This is a genomic window from Bacillus cereus group sp. MYBK195-1 (genome assembly GCF_051916605.1).
GTDB lineage: Bacteria > Bacillota > Bacilli > Bacillales > Bacillaceae_G > Bacillus_A > Bacillus_A cereus.
Map to the genome: position 1 here is coordinate 870,076 of NZ_JBQAGZ010000002.1, position 15,370 is coordinate 885,445.

Below are 15,370 nucleotides of genomic sequence, written 5' to 3' on the forward strand. Positions count from 1 at the left end.
TAAAAGATGAGTGAATTTTCGCTCATCTTTTATTTGTATAAGGAGGAATTATAGTTGTTAAGAGGAATCAATCATATTTGTTTTTCGGTATCTAATTTAGAAAACTCTATTATGTTTTATGAAAAAGTATTAGAAGGAGAATTATTAGTTAAAGGAAGAAAATTAGCTTATTTTAACATATGTGGAGTATGGATAGCGCTTAATGAAGAGACGCATATTCCGAGAAATGAGATTCATCAATCTTATACGCACATTGCATTTTCTGTTGAACAAGAAGACTTTAAATGTCTAATACAGCGATTAGAAGAAAATGATGTTCATATTTTACAAGGAAGAGAACGTGATGTAAGAGATTGCGAATCTATATACTTTGTTGATCCTGACGGTCATAAATTTGAGTTTCACTCAGGGACACTGCAAGACCGTTTAAATTATTATAGAGATGAGAAACCTCATATGACATTTTATTAGGGAGGGATAGCATTTGCATGCACTTGTAATTGGTGGAACAGGAATGCTAAAGAAAGTTTCTATGTGGCTTTGTGAGAAAGGATTTTATGTTTCTATTATCGGGCGAGATGAAGTGAAATTAGAAAATGTTAAGCGAATGAGTTCTGCACCAGAAAATATTACATGCCTTTCGTTAGATTATCATAATGATGAAGATGTAAAGCTAGCTATTAAAAGTACAATTAAGAAAAATGGCCCAATCACATTAGTTGTTGCATGGGTACACACAAGTGCAAAGCATGCACTATCAAATATTTGTAAAGAACTAGATTTGTCGTCTAAAACATATAGTTTATTTCATGTTTTAGGTAGTAAAGCATCACGTATGCCTGCACAAAAAATAGGGAGTACGCGATGTATTTATCATAGAATTATTTTAGGCTTTATTTTAGAAGATACATATGGAAGATGGCTTACTCATGAAGAGATAGCTGATGGAATTATAAAAGGGATTGAAAGTAAACGAGCGGAGTGGATTGTAGGGAGAGTTGAACCGTGGGAATTACGACCAACATGGTGAGGGGGAGTAAGAAATGAAAACAACTATATATGTAACAAGGCATGGTGAAACAGAGTGGAATGTAGCGAAGCGAATGCAGGGACGGAAAAATTCTGCTTTAACTGAAAATGGTATAGTTCAGGCGAAACAATTAGGGAATCGAATGAAAGATTTACCAATCCATGCGATCTATAGTAGTCCGAGCGAAAGAACACTTCATACGGCAGAGTTAATAAAGGGGGAACGTGATATACCCATTATAGCGGATGAGCATTTCTATGAAATCAACATGGGTATATGGGAAGGACAAACAATCGCGGATATAGAAAAGCAATTTCCAGAAGAAGTACATCTGTTTTGGAATGAGCCACATCTTTTTCAGTCAACATCAGGCGAAAATTTTGAGGCTGTTTATGAAAGAGTAATTGAAGGGATGCAGCTTCTTTTAGAGAAGCATAAAGGACAAAACATATTGATTGTGTCTCATGCGGCAGCAGCAAAATTACTTGTAGGGCATTTCGCGGGAATTGAAATAGAAAATGTGTGGGATGATCCATTTATGCATAGTGCCAGTTTGAGCATAATAGAATTTGAAGAGGGTATCGGTAAAGTGAAACAATTTGCAGATATAAGTCACTTTCAATAAATGTAAAAAAGGCCGCAAAACGGCCTTTTTTTGGTGGTATAAAAACTAGCAGTTACGTTTTTTATACCAGAAGTGATCGAATTTCTTATTTTTGCAAGATGGGAATTTATGTCTGCCATCTTTGCAATCATTCCATTTCTTTCCGTCATCACACGAATCGTCGCAAGAGCCACCGTGTCCATTAGGGAAGAATTCGCATTTTTTACAGTAACATCGTTTAGTCCAGTAAAATTTCTTTTCAAAGCGTACACATTTTGTAACGAATGTACAATGCTTTCTACGAGTACGTTTTGTAACTAAAACGCATTCTTTTCTACGCGTTACTTTCGTAACGAACGTCCATTTTTGCACGCGAACACGAGTACATTTTGTAACAAATGTCCACTTTTTAACGTGAGTACATTTTGTAACGAACGTACAATGTTTCACGCGAGTACATCTTGTTCTTGGGCATTTACAATCTTCGTTACACTCTATTTTTGTAGTGCAATCATCATCGCACTCAAAAGTACTTGGATCTTGGTGTAAGAAATCCTCCATCCCAGCACTTTTGATTTCTTCAACAGCTTTTCTAATATCACGTTTCATAGAAATCCTCCTTATCATGTATTAAAGTGAAAAGGTATTCTTTTTCCTTAACATGATATGTATGTAGGCATCTTTCTGAACAGGACAAGAGTGTAATTTTATATAAATAGATGATTGCGGATGTATGGACAAGACAAGGCGCATACATTGAATGAAGAGAACTGAGAAGGGATGAGAAAACATGCTGCCTTCATATGATTTTTTTGTTCATCCAATGTACTTAGTGGAATTGAAAAAGGACATTTGGTCAGATAGTCCAGTGCCAGCAAAATTAACTTATGGAAAAAAGAAGTATGATATTGATATCGTATACCGAGGAGCTCATATTCGCGAATTTGAGAAAAAGTCTTATCATGTTATGTTTTATAAGCCTAAAAAATTTCAAGGTGCGAAAGAGTTTCATTTGAATTCGGAGTTTATGGATCCGTCTCTCATACGAAATAAATTATCTTTAGATTTTTTTCATGATATTGGTGTACTTTCGCCAAAATCACAACATGTATTTATAAAAATTAATGGTCAAATTCAAGGTGTGTACTTACAGTTAGAATCGGTTGATGAAAATTTTTTGAAAAATAGAGGATTACCGAGTGGTTCTATTTATTATGCGATAGATGATGATGCGAATTTTTCATTAATGAGTGAACGAGATAAAGATGTTAAGACAGAGCTCTTTGCGGGTTATGAATTTAAATATTCGAATAAAAATAGTGAAGAACAACTGAGTGAATTTGTATTTCAAGCGAATACTTTGACGAGGGAAGCCTATGAAAAAGAAATTGGGAAGTTTCTACATGTAGATAAATATTTACGATGGTTAGCAGGAGTTATTTTTACGCAAAACTTTGATGGTTTTGTTCATAACTATGCACTATATCATAACGATGAAACAAATTTATTTGAAGTTATACCGTGGGATTATGATGCGACTTGGGGGCGAGATGTACAAGGGAGACCGCTTAATCATGAATATATTCGTATTCAAGGTTATAATACGTTGAGTGCAAGATTGCTAGACATACCTGTATTTAGAAAGCAGTATCGAAGTATTTTAGAAGAAATATTAGAAGATCAATTTACAGTTTCGTTTATGAGGCCGAAAGTAGAAGGGTTGTGTGAATTGATTCGTCCATATTTACTACAAGATCCATACATGAAAGAAAAATTAGAAACATTTGATCAAGAGGCTGATATGATTTATGAATATATAAATAAAAGAAGAAAGTATATACAAGACCACTTACATGAATTGGATTAATTTTGAAAGAGATTGAGACGTTATCACTCTCTTTTTTTTGTATAATAAAGATGTATCAATAAAAATGAAGTAATATATTTGATAGAGAATGGGGATGCGGATATATGACGATTAAATGGATTGATTGGGTAAAACAAATACAATCTATAGCTCAAGCGGGTTTAACGTATTCTAAGGATGTGTATGATATTGAGCGTTTCCAGCAATTACGAGATATTTCTATTTCAATGATGTCACATTACACGAAAACAGATTGGGAAGTCGTAGAGAAATTATTTGCAAGTGAGACAGGCTATCAAACACCTAAAGTTGATATAAGAGCTGTTGTTTTTCAAAATGAAAAGCTATTATTTGTGAAAGAAAAAAGCGATGGGAAATGGGCATTGCCAGGTGGATGGGCTGATGTCGGTTATACGCCAACCGAAGTTGCAGCAAAAGAAGTTTTCGAAGAGACTGGTTATGAGGTAGATCATTTTAAGTTACTAGCTATATTTGATAAAGAAAAACATCAACCATCTCCATCGGCGACGCATGTATATAAGATTTTCATTGGATGCGAGATTATTGGTGGAGAAAAGAAAACTAGCATTGAAACAGAAGAGGTGGAGTTTTTTGGTGAAAATGAATTGCCTAATTTATCAATTGCTAGAAATACAGAAGACCAAATTAAAGAGATGTTTGCCTACATGAAAGATCCACAGAAAGAGAAATTAATAGATTAATCCTGCTTGAATTGTACATATTGTTAAAATGAAGATATTGGCAGATTGCAGCCTTTATGTAATAATGGGATGGTATGTGAAGAAAAAAGGAGATAAAAAAGAACATGTTAGCAAACATAATAGATCAGTTATTGCAATTTTTTGCAAGCTTAGGTTACTTTGGAGTAGCTCTTGCTTTAATGATTGAAGTAATCCCGAGTGAAATTGTACTTTCGTATGCTGGCTTTTTAGTAGCGAATGGTAAAATTAGTTTTGTGGGTGCAGTTATCGCCGGAACGATTGGTGGTACTTTAGCGCAAATCTTTTTATACTGGCTTGGATACTACGGAGGGCGTCCGGTTGTAGAGAAATATGGGAAATATCTACTTATTAATAAACATCATTTAGACATAGCGGAAGGTTGGTTTAAGCGTTATGGAGCAGGCGTAATATTTTCTGCGCGCTTTATCCCAGTAGTACGTCATGCGATCTCTATTCCAGCAGGACTAGCTAAGATGCCATTAAAACTATTTACACTTTATACGGTTGTAGCGATCATTCCATGGTCAATTCTATTTATATACTTAGGTGAAAAACTTGGTGGGAATTGGCGACAAATTAAAGAGTATGCATCTGATTACACACATTACATAATTATAGGAGCTGTTCTTTTTATTGCTCTATACTTTGGTTTAAAGTATTTCAAAAAGAAAAAAGCAGCGCGTTAAAGTCAATGATAATTCATTGGCTTTTTTTGTTTGTTTCAGTTCTAAAGAAAAGGAGTTGTCCATAATGTGTAATAATAAAGCGTAGCGGAGGAATGTGATGAAAGGGTCACCGTTTATACGTGGAACGATATTTTTAACGATGGCAACGATGATATCAAAAATGTTAGGGTTTATATATGTTATACCATTTACAGCGATGGTCGGTACGAGTGGTTACGTTCTATACACATACGCATATCGTCCTTATACCATCATGCTCAGCATAGCAACAATGGGATTACCGCTAGCTGTTTCAAAGATGGTATCAAAATATGATCAACTGAATGATTATCATACGGTTAAGAGAGTGTTGAAAAGTGGAATCGTGTTTATGTTTATAATGGGAGTCATTTCGTGTTTTACGTTATATATGCTAGCTCCGCATTTAGCTAAACTTGTCATCGATGGGAATGATCAAACGGGGAATAGTGTAGGAGCGGTTACTACTAATATTCGAATTGTAAGTTTTGCGTTAATACTTGTGCCAGTAATGAGTTTATTAAGGGGCTTCTTTCAAGGATTCCAATCGATGGGGCCTTCTGCATTAAGTGTAGTTGTAGAGCAATTTTTTCGGGTTTTAACCATTTTAATAGGAAGCTTTGTCGTTTTATATGTTTTAAAAGCTTCTGTTTCGCTAGCAGTTGGTATTTCAACGTTCGGTGCCTTTATGGGAGCTGTAGGTGGATTAACTGTTTTAAGTGCGTATTATATGAGAAGGAGAAGGCACTTAAAGAAAAAAGAAATGGCAAGTATACCACAAACAACGAAATCTTTTTTCTCGCTTTATAAGGAGCTCTTTACATATTCTATTCCTTTTGTTGTAGTAGGCTTAGCAATTCCGTTGTATCAGACGATTGATACATTTACAATTAATAAACTACTTATACAGATAGGGTATATGCAAGGCGAAGCGGAAAAAATTAATGCAATAATTGGCCTTGTTCAAATGGTTGTGCTTATCCCGGTATCCGTTGCGACAGCTTTTAGTATGTCTCTCGTACCAGAGATGACGAAAGCTTATACAGCAGGAAATACGAAGCTATTGTACAAACATTTTACGAGAACAAATGTATTAGTAGTAGCGATTACGGTACCGGCGGCAATTGGAATGATGGTGTTAGCCAAGCCTGTATATACCCTTTTATTTGGTGCTGGAAATGATCCAGAGATGGGGAGAATCATTTTACAGTATTATGCTCCTGCTTGCATACTATTTTCTCTTTTTACAGTAACGGCTGCTATGCTACAAGGAATCAATCAACAGCAGAAGACGGTGCTAGGACTAGTGATTGGAATTATTGTGAAGATAGTTTTAAATATTGTATTGCTTCCGTATTTCGATTATGTAAGTTTTATCATTTCAACATACGCGGGCTATACGATTTCAGTTGGGTTTAACTTGTGGATGCTTTCTAAATATGTTATAAAGGCAACATAAGCTTTTAAGGCAGAGAGCACTCTGTCTTTTTCTATGTTTATCCCGCTCTAACGGGCAGTAAGATCCTCATCTCAAAATTCAGCGAAAGAAAAGAAGTTTGGTTGGGGGCGGGCAGCCCGTAAAAGCCCGATTGGTGAGGGCTGAAAATCAGTGGGGGGATGAAGCCCCCACTGATTAAAGTTTCACTTTATAATATTTTTCTTATAAAAACGTTTTCAAAATAATTTTTCTATTGAAATTTAAACGTATGTTTCATATGCTGAGAATGGCGGTTTAAAAACTGTGATTTAAGAGAGGTAGATTCCTACATGTAAAAAGAATCGGGGTGATAGTATGTTAAATATATATTTAACAGACCGAAACGGAAAACTACAAGAGATTGAGGAAATGCAAAAGGGGTGCTGGATTAATGTACTTCATCCAACAGAAGAAGAAATTCAATATCTAGTACAAACTTTAAATGTAGACTTAGATTTCATTAAAGACCCTTTGGATGATGAAGAACGCTCTCGTATTGAAAAGGAAGACAATAATACTTTAATTATCGTCGATATTCCGACAGTTAGACATGACGAAGAAGGAAATTCGATTTATGACACGATTCCAATAGGTATGATTGTGATGCCGGATTGTTTTGTTACAATCTGCTTAGAAGAGAATCCAATTTTTGAACGTTTTATTAATCAACGTATTAAAGAATTTTATACGTTTAAGAAGACGCGCTTTGCACTTCAGCTCTTATATACAATTTCTACTTATTATTTAAGATACTTAAAGCAAATAAATCGAAAAACAATTGATTTAGAGCATCAATTAAATCAGTCAATGAAAAATAAAGAGATTTTCACATTGTTAGGCCTTGAGAAAAGTTTAGTATACTTTACAACGTCATTAAAGGCTAATAAAATTGTAATTCAAAAGTTAATGCGTAATAGTACATTTTTAAAAATGTATGAAGACGATCAAGATTTATTAGAAGATGTATTAATTGAAAATAAACAGGCTATTGAAATGGCGGAAATATATAGTCACATTTTAAGTGGAATGATGAATACTTTTAGCTCCGTTATATCAAATAATTTAAATAGTGTTATGAAACTGTTAACGTCAATTACGATCATTTTATCTTTACCGACGATGGTTTCTAGTTTCTTTGGAATGAACGTAAAGGTTCCGTTTGAAGGGGAAGCCCACGGTTTTGTAATTGTACTCATCATATGTGTAACACTATCTTTCACGTTAGCTTTTGTTTTTTGGAAGAAACGTTACTTTTAACGATAAGAAAGCTGCTCTAGCATAGTTATACAACTACGCTAGAGCAGCTTTTTTGCTATGAAATCTCAAATTTTGAATAGAATATAACTTGTACAATGTAATGTATATAAAGGGTATGTATTCCATATAAGCCTTGTTCAATTAATGAAATGGGGTTAAAATTACATATTGTTAATGAAAAGTTGGAGGAAATACATCATGGAATTGTTTCAATTACCGAAAGCATTCCTGCAAATGAATACAATTTTTATCTCCATATTGATCGAAGCACTTCCTTTCGTGCTCATTGGTGTATTTATTTCAGGATTCATTCAAATGTTCGTGACAGAAGATATGGTGGCAAAATGGATGCCGAAGAACCGATTTCTGTCTGTTTTATTAGCTACTTTTTTAGGTATGTTGTTTCCGGGCTGTGAATGTGGAATTGTTCCGATTGTAAGACGATTAATTGGAAAAGGTGTTCCACCATACGCAGGGATTGCATTTATGTTAACTGGACCTATTATTAATCCAGTTGTATTATTTGCTACTTATGTTGCCTTTGGGAGTAGTATGCACATGGTATGGTATCGTTCTATTGTAGCGATTATCGTAGCCATTATCGTTGGAATTATATTATCCTTTATGTTTAAAGAACATCAATTAAGAGATGATCACTTCCCAGAAGTGAATAATAAGCGTCTACTGCGTAAAAAAATGTGGGATGTATGTACACACGCTGTTGAGGAGTTCTTCTCAATGGGAAAATATTTAGTACTAGGTGCGTTAATTGCAGCAGCGGTACAAACGTTTGTACAAACTTCAACACTTCTTGCTATTGGACAAGGTCCGTTTTCTTCATCAGCTGTTATGATGGGACTTGCTTACATTTTATCACTTTGTTCAGAGGCAGATGCATTTATCGCTTCTTCGTTCCAAAGTACGTTTTCAACAGCTTCACTTGTCGCGTTCCTCGTTTACGGACCGATGGTGGATATTAAAAATATGTTTATGATGCTTGCGACATTTAAAACGAAATTTGTAATTGTTGTTATAGTTACAGTTACTCTTGTTGTTTATGCAAGCTCACTACTCATTTATGCGATGGGGTGGTAGGTTATGTTTCGAGCATATATATTATTAGGTTTTACAATATTAATTGCGCAACTTCATATTTCCGGTAACATTACGAAGTATATCAATATGAAGTATGCCTATTTATCAACAACAGCAGCAATTATTTTAGGTTTCTTAACGATTGTACAAATTATCGTCGTTTTCCAAAAAGAGCACCAAAAGGAAAAAGAGAGAAATGATTGCAGTTGTGACCATAGCCATTGCGGGCATGATCATTCAAAAGATGAGAATACATGGTGGAAAAAAGCATTTTCGTACTCATTGTTTTGTTTTCCAATTATCTCAGGATTATTTTTCCCAATTGCGACGCTAGATTCGGATATTGTTAAAGCGAAAGGATTTCACTTTCCTGTTGCACAAGCAGAAAGTAAGGATCCATTTATGACAAGACAATTTCTAAGACCTGATACGAGCATTTATTACGGGAAAGAAGGATACCGCGGTGTAATGGAAAAAGGGAAGAAAGAGTTTGTTACGAAAGATAATATTAATTTGAAAGATGAAGACTTCCTAAAGGGTATGGAAACAATTTATAATTATCCTGGCGAGTTTACTGGGAAAAAATTATCTTTTAAAGGGTTTGTTTTTAGAGATGATTCTTCTAAAAAAGAACAATACTTCTTATTCCGTTTCGGTATTATACATTGCGTAGCAGATTCTGGTGTGTATGGTATGTTAGTGAAAAAGCCAGAAGGCGTAGAGTGGAATAATGATGACTGGATTCAAGTAGAAGGAGAGATAACTACTGAGTTTTATCAGCCGTTTCATGCGAATATTCCTGTATTAGAAGTAACAAAATGGAATAAAGTTGAACAGCCGAAAGAACAATATGTATTTAGAGGAGCCGATTGATAAAATCGGTTCTTTTTTGTGGACTAAAAGTTCTGAATGTTGTTAATATTAAACGTGTAGTTCATTTAGTATAGTGATTATTGAAATATTAGGGATAGTTCATTAAAGGGGTGATAACAATGACAGAAGTAAAGGGGAAAACAGCCAATGAGTCAAGGGTGTTCAAAACGAGCCGAGTATTCCCAACAGATTTAAATGATCATAACACGCTATTTGGTGGGAAGATATTAGCGGAGATGGATATGGTTGCTTCTATTTCAGCATCCAGACATTCAAGAAAGGAATGTGTCACAGCATCTATGGACTGGGTCGATTTCTTACATCCTGTTCGTTCTTCAGATTGTGTTAGTTATGAATCTTTCGTAATTTGGACAGGAAGAACTTCGATGGAAGTGTTTGTGAAGGTAGTGGCTGAAGATTTAATTTCAGGTGAGAAGCGTATAGCGGCAACGTCATTCGTTACTTTTGTGGCACTTAGTAAGGAAAATAATCCAGTTCCAGTACCGCGTGTTATCCCTGAAACAGAAGAAGAGAAAGAATTACATCGTATTGCTGTGTTACGTGCAGAACAGCGTCATATACGTAAGGCAGAGAGTAAGAAAGTAGCCACATTGTTAACCTTTTGAGATGAATATTTAGCCATTTAAGTTACTATAGCAGTCAGAAATGGTTTTAAAATGAAAAGCGGACACCTAAAAATAGGTGTCCGCTTTTATAGTTTTTTCATCCACATATCATATGGCAGTAGCTACTTAGCAGAAGCAAGCAGCACCGACGATGATTAAGAGGATAAATAATACGACTAATAGCGCAAATCCATTACCATGTGCGAAGCCCATTGTTATTTCCTCCTTTTATTTTAAGATACAACATACAATATGCAAATGAGCTATTGTTTGATATGGACATATATCATGCAATGACATATTTTCTTGAATGATAATGTAATAAAAAAGGGAAGATATAGAAATAACAGTAAGTGGAGAAAGGAATTTATCCATGAAGCACTTTTTCGCTATAATCCTTTGTTTAATAGGTGTATTCATTTGGATGAACATCGATGTAGAAATGGGGAAGGAAATGGCTAGTGAATATGAATTAGGACAAGTTCGATTAGGTGAATTTCAACTATATACGAACGGTGAAGAGTTATATAGAAAATTATTTGAGGATATAAACGATGCAGAAAAATATATATATATCCATTTTTATATTGTAGGAAAAGATGAAATAAGCCAAGAATTTTTACAGTTATTAGAGAAAAAAGCATCTAGCGGAGTAGAAGTGAAATTGTCAGTCGATCGGATAGGTGGATATAAGCTGAAGAAAAAGGTAATTAGCCGATTAAAGGAAAACGGTGTGAAGTTTACATTTAGTAAAAAACCGAAACTGAAAAATGTGTTCTATTCTTTGCATCAACGAAATCATAGACGTATTGTTACGATAGATGGAAAGGTATCATACGTCGGTGGCTTTAATATCGGAAAGGAGTACCTTGGACAAAATCCAAAGTTTGGGCCATGGCGTGATTATCACGTGCGTATCCATGGTGAGGGTGCAGCGGATATGGAAAGAAAGTTCGCCGAAGATTGGAAAGAAGATACAGGAGAAAAAATGCCTATACATGAAAGTATACCTACATTAGGGAATATAAAATATCAATATTTATTTTCAAATGGAAAAGGCTTATGGGAAAAGTATGGGGCACTTTTAAAAAAAGCTAAAAAGTCTTTAATTATAGCTACACCATATTTTGTACCAAGTAAAGAAATGGTGAAAGAGTTAAAAGCTGCATTAAATCGTGGTGTTAATGTGAAAATTCTCGTGCCATTTAAAAGTGATGCCATATTGTTAAAACAAGCTGCCTATCCATATTTGAAAGATATGTTACATGCTGGAGCGGAGATTTATCAATATCGAAATGGATTTTTTCATGGGAAAGTAACAATCATAGATGGAGAAATTGTTGATATTGGGACAGCGAATTTTGATAATAGAAGTTTTTATTTAAATTGCGAGTCTAACTGTATCATATATGATAAAACAGTTGTTGATGAAGTATGGAGTCGATTACAGGTAGACTTTCATAAATCAAAACGATTTTCTGAAGAAGATTTTGAGGAAATTAGTAGATGGGATTGGTTTTTAGCAAGAATAGCGAATGTTTTAGCATCATATTTATAGTATATGGACAAAAGAGAAGGGAGGCGCTTTAATGGACTGTATGAAAGAATTAATGAGATATAGTTATATGCTAATATACAAGGTTGGAGAGTATGCTGGAAAGGTCAGAGACGAAGAATTAAAAAATCTATTACAGCACCATTTACCATATATGTTACAAGCATATAATGAACAAGTAAATTTTCAAGAAGGAGAGAATGTGCAGCATATAACCTGTGAAACAACGGAGTTTGATTTGCATGAAATGGAAAAGGAAACAGTTAGTAAATATACAGGGGATATTCATATTGCAATCAGTTATATTGCGCACTTGAAACGATTAGCTTTAAAGTTTGCTCAAGTTGCAGTGGAAGTTGCTAATCCAGAGTTTCGCTCATTTTTGGAAAATTGTTTCCTGAAAATGAACCGTTACGCTTATAGTGTGTGGCAATATGTTATGAAGAAGGAATATAAGATTACACATCTATATGAAAATGAAAAGTTTGCATGAGAAACTAAGGCGAAATGGTATGCGCCTTAGTTTTTTTACGTCCATTGAGAGAAAAAACTAGTTTTATTGTGTATCGATTGGAAATGAAATAAAATCAGGTTTTGTTATCAGAAAATTTACAAAAATTTACCGTATATTTACTGTTTTTCAATCTCTCCTTTAAAAATAGAGAGTAATATGAGGTTGTACATATTCTATCACAAGGAGGAAACGCAAATGAATAAATGGGTTAAATCATTAACTGCTATGGCACTTGCAAGTTCTTTATTAATGGTAGGTTGTAGTAAAGGTGAGGACAAGAAGAAAGAAGACGACACAACAACACAACAAGAGGATAAAAAGGATAAAGAAACAAGCGGAACCGAGAAGTCTACTGATTCTAAAGAAAAGAAATAAAGTAATAATAAAGCTTCCTCTCATATATGAGGAAGCTTTTTTGTTGTAAATTTATTGAGATTATTGAAAAATAGAAAGAGAATGAAAGAGGGGGAAAACAAATGAAAGTATGTATATTGGGAGCAACAGGACGAGTAGGTTCAAACATAATTAATTTAGCATTAAAGGATTCAGCTGAAGTGAATGCATTAGCGCGTGATTTAAATAGAATAGAAATACAACATGAAAGGCTACGAGTGATAGAAGGTAATGTATTGAACGAAAATGATATAAAGAAAGTGATAGAAGGAAGCGATATAGTAATTAGTGCACTTGGAACGGATCAAAATGGAACATTAGGGAAGAGTATGCCACAAATCATTAAGCAAATGGAAGAAGAAGGGGTTCGTAGAATCATAACAATAGGAACAGCTGGTATTTTACAAGCAAGAACAAATCTAAATTTATATCGTTTTCAATCAACGGAATCAAAAAGGAAAACGACAACGGCAGCGGAAGATCATTTGGCTGCATATAAAGTACTAAGTAATAGTAATAATTTATGTTGGACAGTTGTTTGTCCGACACATTTAATAGATGGTGAGGCGACAGAGGTATATCGAACTGAAAAAGATATATTGCCAGAGGGTGGATCAAAAATTACAGTGGGTGATACAGCACACTTTGCATGGGATCTATGTAAGAAAAACATATATGAAAATAGTCGAGTAGGTATTGCATATTAAAAAAACCATCCCGAAGTCGGGATGGTTAAAAGATGATATAACACAAGAAGATGATAATCATAATGATTTGGAGAATTGCTTTCGCTACTGTACTGCTTAAAAAACCAACTACAGTAGCGACTCCAACTAGAAAGGCATCTTTTGGCGCTTTTTTATGCACTAGTTCTGTTATAAATACTGATAAGAACGGTATGATAATAAGTCCGAATGGCGGGAAGAAGAACGATCCGACAATGATAGAAATCATTCCGACACGTTCGCCCCATTTAGAACTACCGTATTTTTTTAAGAAATATCCATTTGCAATAAAATCAGCAACGAAAATGAAAAGAGTGAAAATGACTTGAATAATCCAAAAAGAAGTTGTTAATTCGCCTCCATTTATACCGAAATGGTAAATCAAATATCCAGCCCAGACAGCTAGTATGCCAGGGATAATTGGATAAATGAAGGCGAGAAATGAAACAATGAAACAGGCAATGATACAAATTGTTAATAAAACAGTCACTTTATAGCTCCTTTTTAATATCTAGTTTATGTACAGCAACTTTTTTGACTTGATGTCCATCAAGTTCTAATACTTTAAATTGAAAACCAGCATATTCAATGGAGTAGCCAGCTTCAATATTTAAGTCAACTGCTTGAGAAAGAAGCCATCCTCCGATTGTATCTAAATCACTATCATCAATATGTAGGCCAAACATATCATTTACTTCAGAAATAAGCACCTTTCCATCTAAAACAGTAAGCTTAGGTGTACGCTTTTCAATCATAGGTGATTCATCCGCATCGAATTCATCTTGAATTTCTCCAATGATTTCTTCAAGAATATCTTCCATCGTTAAAAGTCCAGCAGTACCACCATATTCATCCATAACGATTGCCATCTGAACGCGATTTTTTTGAAGGTGGACTAATGTTTTACGAATTGGAACTGTTTCAAATACAGTTAGAACAGGATGTATATAAGATTCAAGTGGTTTATAAATACCTTTCGTTTGATCATGGAATACTTCTTTCGTATTGATCATCCCAATGATATCATCTTTATCTTTTTCGATAATTGGATAGCGTGTATATTTTTCAGTAGCGACGATATTCATATTTTCTTCTAACGTATTTTCAGTAGATAAGCAAATCATTTCGGTACGAGGAACCATAATTTCTTTTGCAACTCGATCATCAAATTCAAAAATGTTATTTACATATTTATATTCGGTTTGGTTTATTTCACCGCTTTTAAAACTTTCACCTAAAATGAGTCGCAATTCCTCTTCAGAATGAGCAAGTTCACTTTCTTTCGCAGGTTCTAATCCGAGTAATTTTGTGAAAAATATAGCTGTACTATTGAGTAGCCAAATGAATGGGTACATAATTTTATCAAATAAAATAAGCGGTCTTGCAAATTTGAGTGTGATTGCTTCTGCTTTTTGAATTGCGAAAGACTTTGGAACTAATTCACCTAATACAACGTGGAAAAAGGTAATAACACTAAAGGCAATAACAAAAGATAAAGTGTTAGCCATTGTTCCAGTAATATTAATTTTTTCAAAGAGCGGTCGTAGTATATGCTCCACAGTTGGTTCACCAAGCCAACCAAGCCCTAAAGAAGTGATTGTAATTCCGAGCTGACAAGCTGATAAATAAACATCTAAATTAGATAGGACGCTTCTTGCAGCTAAAGCTTGTTTATTACCTTCATTTGCAAGTTGGTCAATTCGACTTTTTCGTACTTTTACAACAGCGAATTCTGATGCAACGAAAAAGCCAGAAATAAGAATAAGTACAAAGATGAGAAAAATATTTAATATGTCCAAGCGTGTTCTCCATTCCAAGGTTTGGAATAAAGATGTCACCTCCTGCAATTATGTTATACTTTTATAATAAATCCAAATGAAAAGAATAGTCAAAGGAAAAGGGTAAAT

19 protein-coding genes are annotated in these 15,370 nt (G+C 34.4%); 15 read left to right on the plus strand and 4 right to left on the minus strand.

The window, feature by feature from the left end:
• Positions 1–54: 54 nt before the first annotated feature.
• The 3 genes from fosB to ACTFRY_RS14160 are packed head-to-tail and all read left to right on the plus strand — an operon-like array spanning position 55 to position 1,655.
• The gene (fosB, locus tag ACTFRY_RS14150; protein WP_000943769.1) at positions 55–471 is read left to right on the plus strand and encodes a FosBx1 family fosfomycin resistance bacillithiol transferase; all 417 of its coding nucleotides are present in this window, start codon (positions 55–57) and stop codon (positions 469–471) included.
• Positions 472–484: 13 nt separating this feature from the next.
• Complete coding sequence (locus ACTFRY_RS14155; RefSeq protein ID WP_098616382.1) at positions 485–1,030, plus strand: short-chain dehydrogenase; 546 nt, start codon at positions 485–487, stop codon at positions 1,028–1,030.
• 13 nt (positions 1,031–1,043) lie between these two features.
• Complete coding sequence (locus ACTFRY_RS14160; protein WP_000858827.1) at positions 1,044–1,655, plus strand: phosphoserine phosphatase 1; 612 nt, start codon at positions 1,044–1,046, stop codon at positions 1,653–1,655.
• Positions 1,656–1,700: 45 nt separating this feature from the next.
• On the opposite strand, the gene exsB is transcribed toward ACTFRY_RS14160, so the two are convergent.
• A complete protein-coding gene (gene exsB, locus ACTFRY_RS14165; protein WP_000817485.1) occupies positions 1,701–2,243 on the minus strand; it encodes an exosporium protein ExsB in 543 nt (180 codons plus the stop codon).
• Between the two features lie 181 nt (positions 2,244–2,424).
• Between exsB and cotH the strand changes: the two genes are divergently transcribed.
• The 8 genes from cotH (at position 2,425) to ACTFRY_RS14205 (ending at position 10,276) form a co-directional block, all read left to right on the plus strand.
• Positions 2,425–3,501 (plus strand): spore coat protein CotH, encoded by a 1,077-nt coding sequence (gene cotH, locus ACTFRY_RS14170; protein WP_000937999.1) that lies wholly within the window; start codon positions 2,425–2,427, stop codon positions 3,499–3,501.
• Positions 3,502–3,605: 104 nt separating this feature from the next.
• Entirely contained in the window at positions 3,606–4,223 is a 618-nt protein-coding gene (locus ACTFRY_RS14175) for an NUDIX hydrolase N-terminal domain-containing protein (RefSeq protein WP_000153584.1), read from the plus strand.
• Positions 4,224–4,327: 104 nt separating this feature from the next.
• Positions 4,328–4,930, plus strand: coding sequence for a DedA family protein (locus ACTFRY_RS14180; protein WP_000880691.1), 603 nt, complete (start codon positions 4,328–4,330; stop codon positions 4,928–4,930).
• Between the two features lie 97 nt (positions 4,931–5,027).
• Positions 5,028–6,407, plus strand: a complete 1,380-nt coding sequence (locus ACTFRY_RS14185; protein WP_000678847.1) for a putative polysaccharide biosynthesis protein — start codon at positions 5,028–5,030, stop codon at positions 6,405–6,407.
• A 333-nt stretch (positions 6,408–6,740) separates the two neighbouring features.
• The gene (locus tag ACTFRY_RS14190; RefSeq protein WP_000932389.1) at positions 6,741–7,682 is read left to right on the plus strand and encodes a magnesium transporter CorA family protein; all 942 of its coding nucleotides are present in this window, start codon (positions 6,741–6,743) and stop codon (positions 7,680–7,682) included.
• A 198-nt stretch (positions 7,683–7,880) separates the two neighbouring features.
• Positions 7,881–8,777 carry a permease gene (locus tag ACTFRY_RS14195; protein WP_098616381.1) on the plus strand — a complete coding sequence of 299 codons (897 nt, stop codon included), beginning with the start codon at positions 7,881–7,883 and terminating at the stop codon, positions 8,775–8,777.
• A gap of 3 nt (positions 8,778–8,780) precedes the next feature.
• Entirely contained in the window at positions 8,781–9,650 is an 870-nt protein-coding gene (locus ACTFRY_RS14200; protein ID WP_000488060.1) for a TIGR03943 family putative permease subunit, read from the plus strand.
• A gap of 119 nt (positions 9,651–9,769) precedes the next feature.
• Positions 9,770–10,276 carry an acyl-CoA thioesterase gene (locus tag ACTFRY_RS14205; RefSeq protein WP_000141164.1) on the plus strand — a complete coding sequence of 169 codons (507 nt, stop codon included), beginning with the start codon at positions 9,770–9,772 and terminating at the stop codon, positions 10,274–10,276.
• A 126-nt stretch (positions 10,277–10,402) separates the two neighbouring features.
• Here ACTFRY_RS14205 and ACTFRY_RS14210 read toward each other — a convergent pair whose 3' ends face one another.
• Positions 10,403–10,489, minus strand: a complete 87-nt coding sequence (locus ACTFRY_RS14210) for a YjcZ family sporulation protein (protein WP_000505094.1) — start codon at positions 10,487–10,489, stop codon at positions 10,403–10,405.
• Between the two features lie 160 nt (positions 10,490–10,649).
• Here ACTFRY_RS14210 and cls point away from each other — a divergent pair, with 160 nt between their 5' ends.
• The 4 genes from cls (at position 10,650) to ACTFRY_RS14230 (ending at position 13,445) form a co-directional block, all read left to right on the plus strand.
• The gene (gene cls, locus ACTFRY_RS14215) at positions 10,650–11,834 is read left to right on the plus strand and encodes a cardiolipin synthase (protein WP_044795781.1); all 1,185 of its coding nucleotides are present in this window, start codon (positions 10,650–10,652) and stop codon (positions 11,832–11,834) included.
• Positions 11,835–11,865: 31 nt separating this feature from the next.
• Positions 11,866–12,324: a spore coat protein gene (locus tag ACTFRY_RS14220; RefSeq protein ID WP_000340540.1), complete on the plus strand. Its 459-nt coding sequence runs from the start codon at positions 11,866–11,868 to the stop codon at positions 12,322–12,324.
• Between the two features lie 216 nt (positions 12,325–12,540).
• A complete protein-coding gene (locus ACTFRY_RS14225) occupies positions 12,541–12,720 on the plus strand; it encodes a hypothetical protein (protein ID WP_001045960.1) in 180 nt (59 codons plus the stop codon).
• A 101-nt stretch (positions 12,721–12,821) separates the two neighbouring features.
• A complete protein-coding gene (locus tag ACTFRY_RS14230) occupies positions 12,822–13,445 on the plus strand; it encodes an NAD(P)-dependent oxidoreductase (RefSeq protein WP_000861639.1) in 624 nt (207 codons plus the stop codon).
• Between the two features lie 25 nt (positions 13,446–13,470).
• On the opposite strand, the gene ACTFRY_RS14235 is transcribed toward ACTFRY_RS14230, so the two are convergent.
• Positions 13,471–13,953 carry a DUF456 domain-containing protein gene (locus tag ACTFRY_RS14235; protein ID WP_000217334.1) on the minus strand — a complete coding sequence of 161 codons (483 nt, stop codon included), beginning with the start codon at positions 13,951–13,953 and terminating at the stop codon, positions 13,471–13,473.
• Between the two features lies 1 nt (position 13,954).
• Positions 13,955–15,262, minus strand: a complete 1,308-nt coding sequence (locus ACTFRY_RS14240; protein WP_098616429.1) for a hemolysin family protein — start codon at positions 15,260–15,262, stop codon at positions 13,955–13,957.
• Between the last annotated feature and the right edge of the window lie 108 nt (positions 15,263–15,370).

What these genes read in the sequence shown, in the direction of transcription:
- ACTFRY_RS14160 (WP_000858827.1), top strand. Translation starts at nt 1,044, where the DNA reads ATGAAAACAACTATATATGTAACAAGGCATGGTGAAACAGAGTGGAAT.
- exsB (WP_000817485.1), bottom strand. Translation starts at nt 2,243, where the DNA reads ATGAAACGTGATATTAGAAAAGCTGTTGAAGAAATCAAAAGTGCTGGG.
- cotH (WP_000937999.1), top strand. Translation starts at nt 2,425, where the DNA reads ATGCTGCCTTCATATGATTTTTTTGTTCATCCAATGTACTTAGTGGAA.
- ACTFRY_RS14175 (WP_000153584.1), top strand. Translation starts at nt 3,606, where the DNA reads ATGACGATTAAATGGATTGATTGGGTAAAACAAATACAATCTATAGCT.
- ACTFRY_RS14180 (WP_000880691.1), top strand. Translation starts at nt 4,328, where the DNA reads ATGTTAGCAAACATAATAGATCAGTTATTGCAATTTTTTGCAAGCTTA.
- ACTFRY_RS14185 (WP_000678847.1), top strand. Translation starts at nt 5,028, where the DNA reads ATGAAAGGGTCACCGTTTATACGTGGAACGATATTTTTAACGATGGCA.
- ACTFRY_RS14190 (WP_000932389.1), top strand. Translation starts at nt 6,741, where the DNA reads ATGTTAAATATATATTTAACAGACCGAAACGGAAAACTACAAGAGATT.
- ACTFRY_RS14195 (WP_098616381.1), top strand. Translation starts at nt 7,881, where the DNA reads ATGGAATTGTTTCAATTACCGAAAGCATTCCTGCAAATGAATACAATT.
- ACTFRY_RS14200 (WP_000488060.1), top strand. Translation starts at nt 8,781, where the DNA reads ATGTTTCGAGCATATATATTATTAGGTTTTACAATATTAATTGCGCAA.
- ACTFRY_RS14205 (WP_000141164.1), top strand. Translation starts at nt 9,770, where the DNA reads ATGACAGAAGTAAAGGGGAAAACAGCCAATGAGTCAAGGGTGTTCAAA.
- ACTFRY_RS14210 (WP_000505094.1), bottom strand. Translation starts at nt 10,489, where the DNA reads ATGGGCTTCGCACATGGTAATGGATTTGCGCTATTAGTCGTATTATTT.
- cls (WP_044795781.1), top strand. Translation starts at nt 10,650, where the DNA reads ATGAAGCACTTTTTCGCTATAATCCTTTGTTTAATAGGTGTATTCATT.
- ACTFRY_RS14220 (WP_000340540.1), top strand. Translation starts at nt 11,866, where the DNA reads ATGGACTGTATGAAAGAATTAATGAGATATAGTTATATGCTAATATAC.
- ACTFRY_RS14225 (WP_001045960.1), top strand. Translation starts at nt 12,541, where the DNA reads ATGAATAAATGGGTTAAATCATTAACTGCTATGGCACTTGCAAGTTCT.
- ACTFRY_RS14230 (WP_000861639.1), top strand. Translation starts at nt 12,822, where the DNA reads ATGAAAGTATGTATATTGGGAGCAACAGGACGAGTAGGTTCAAACATA.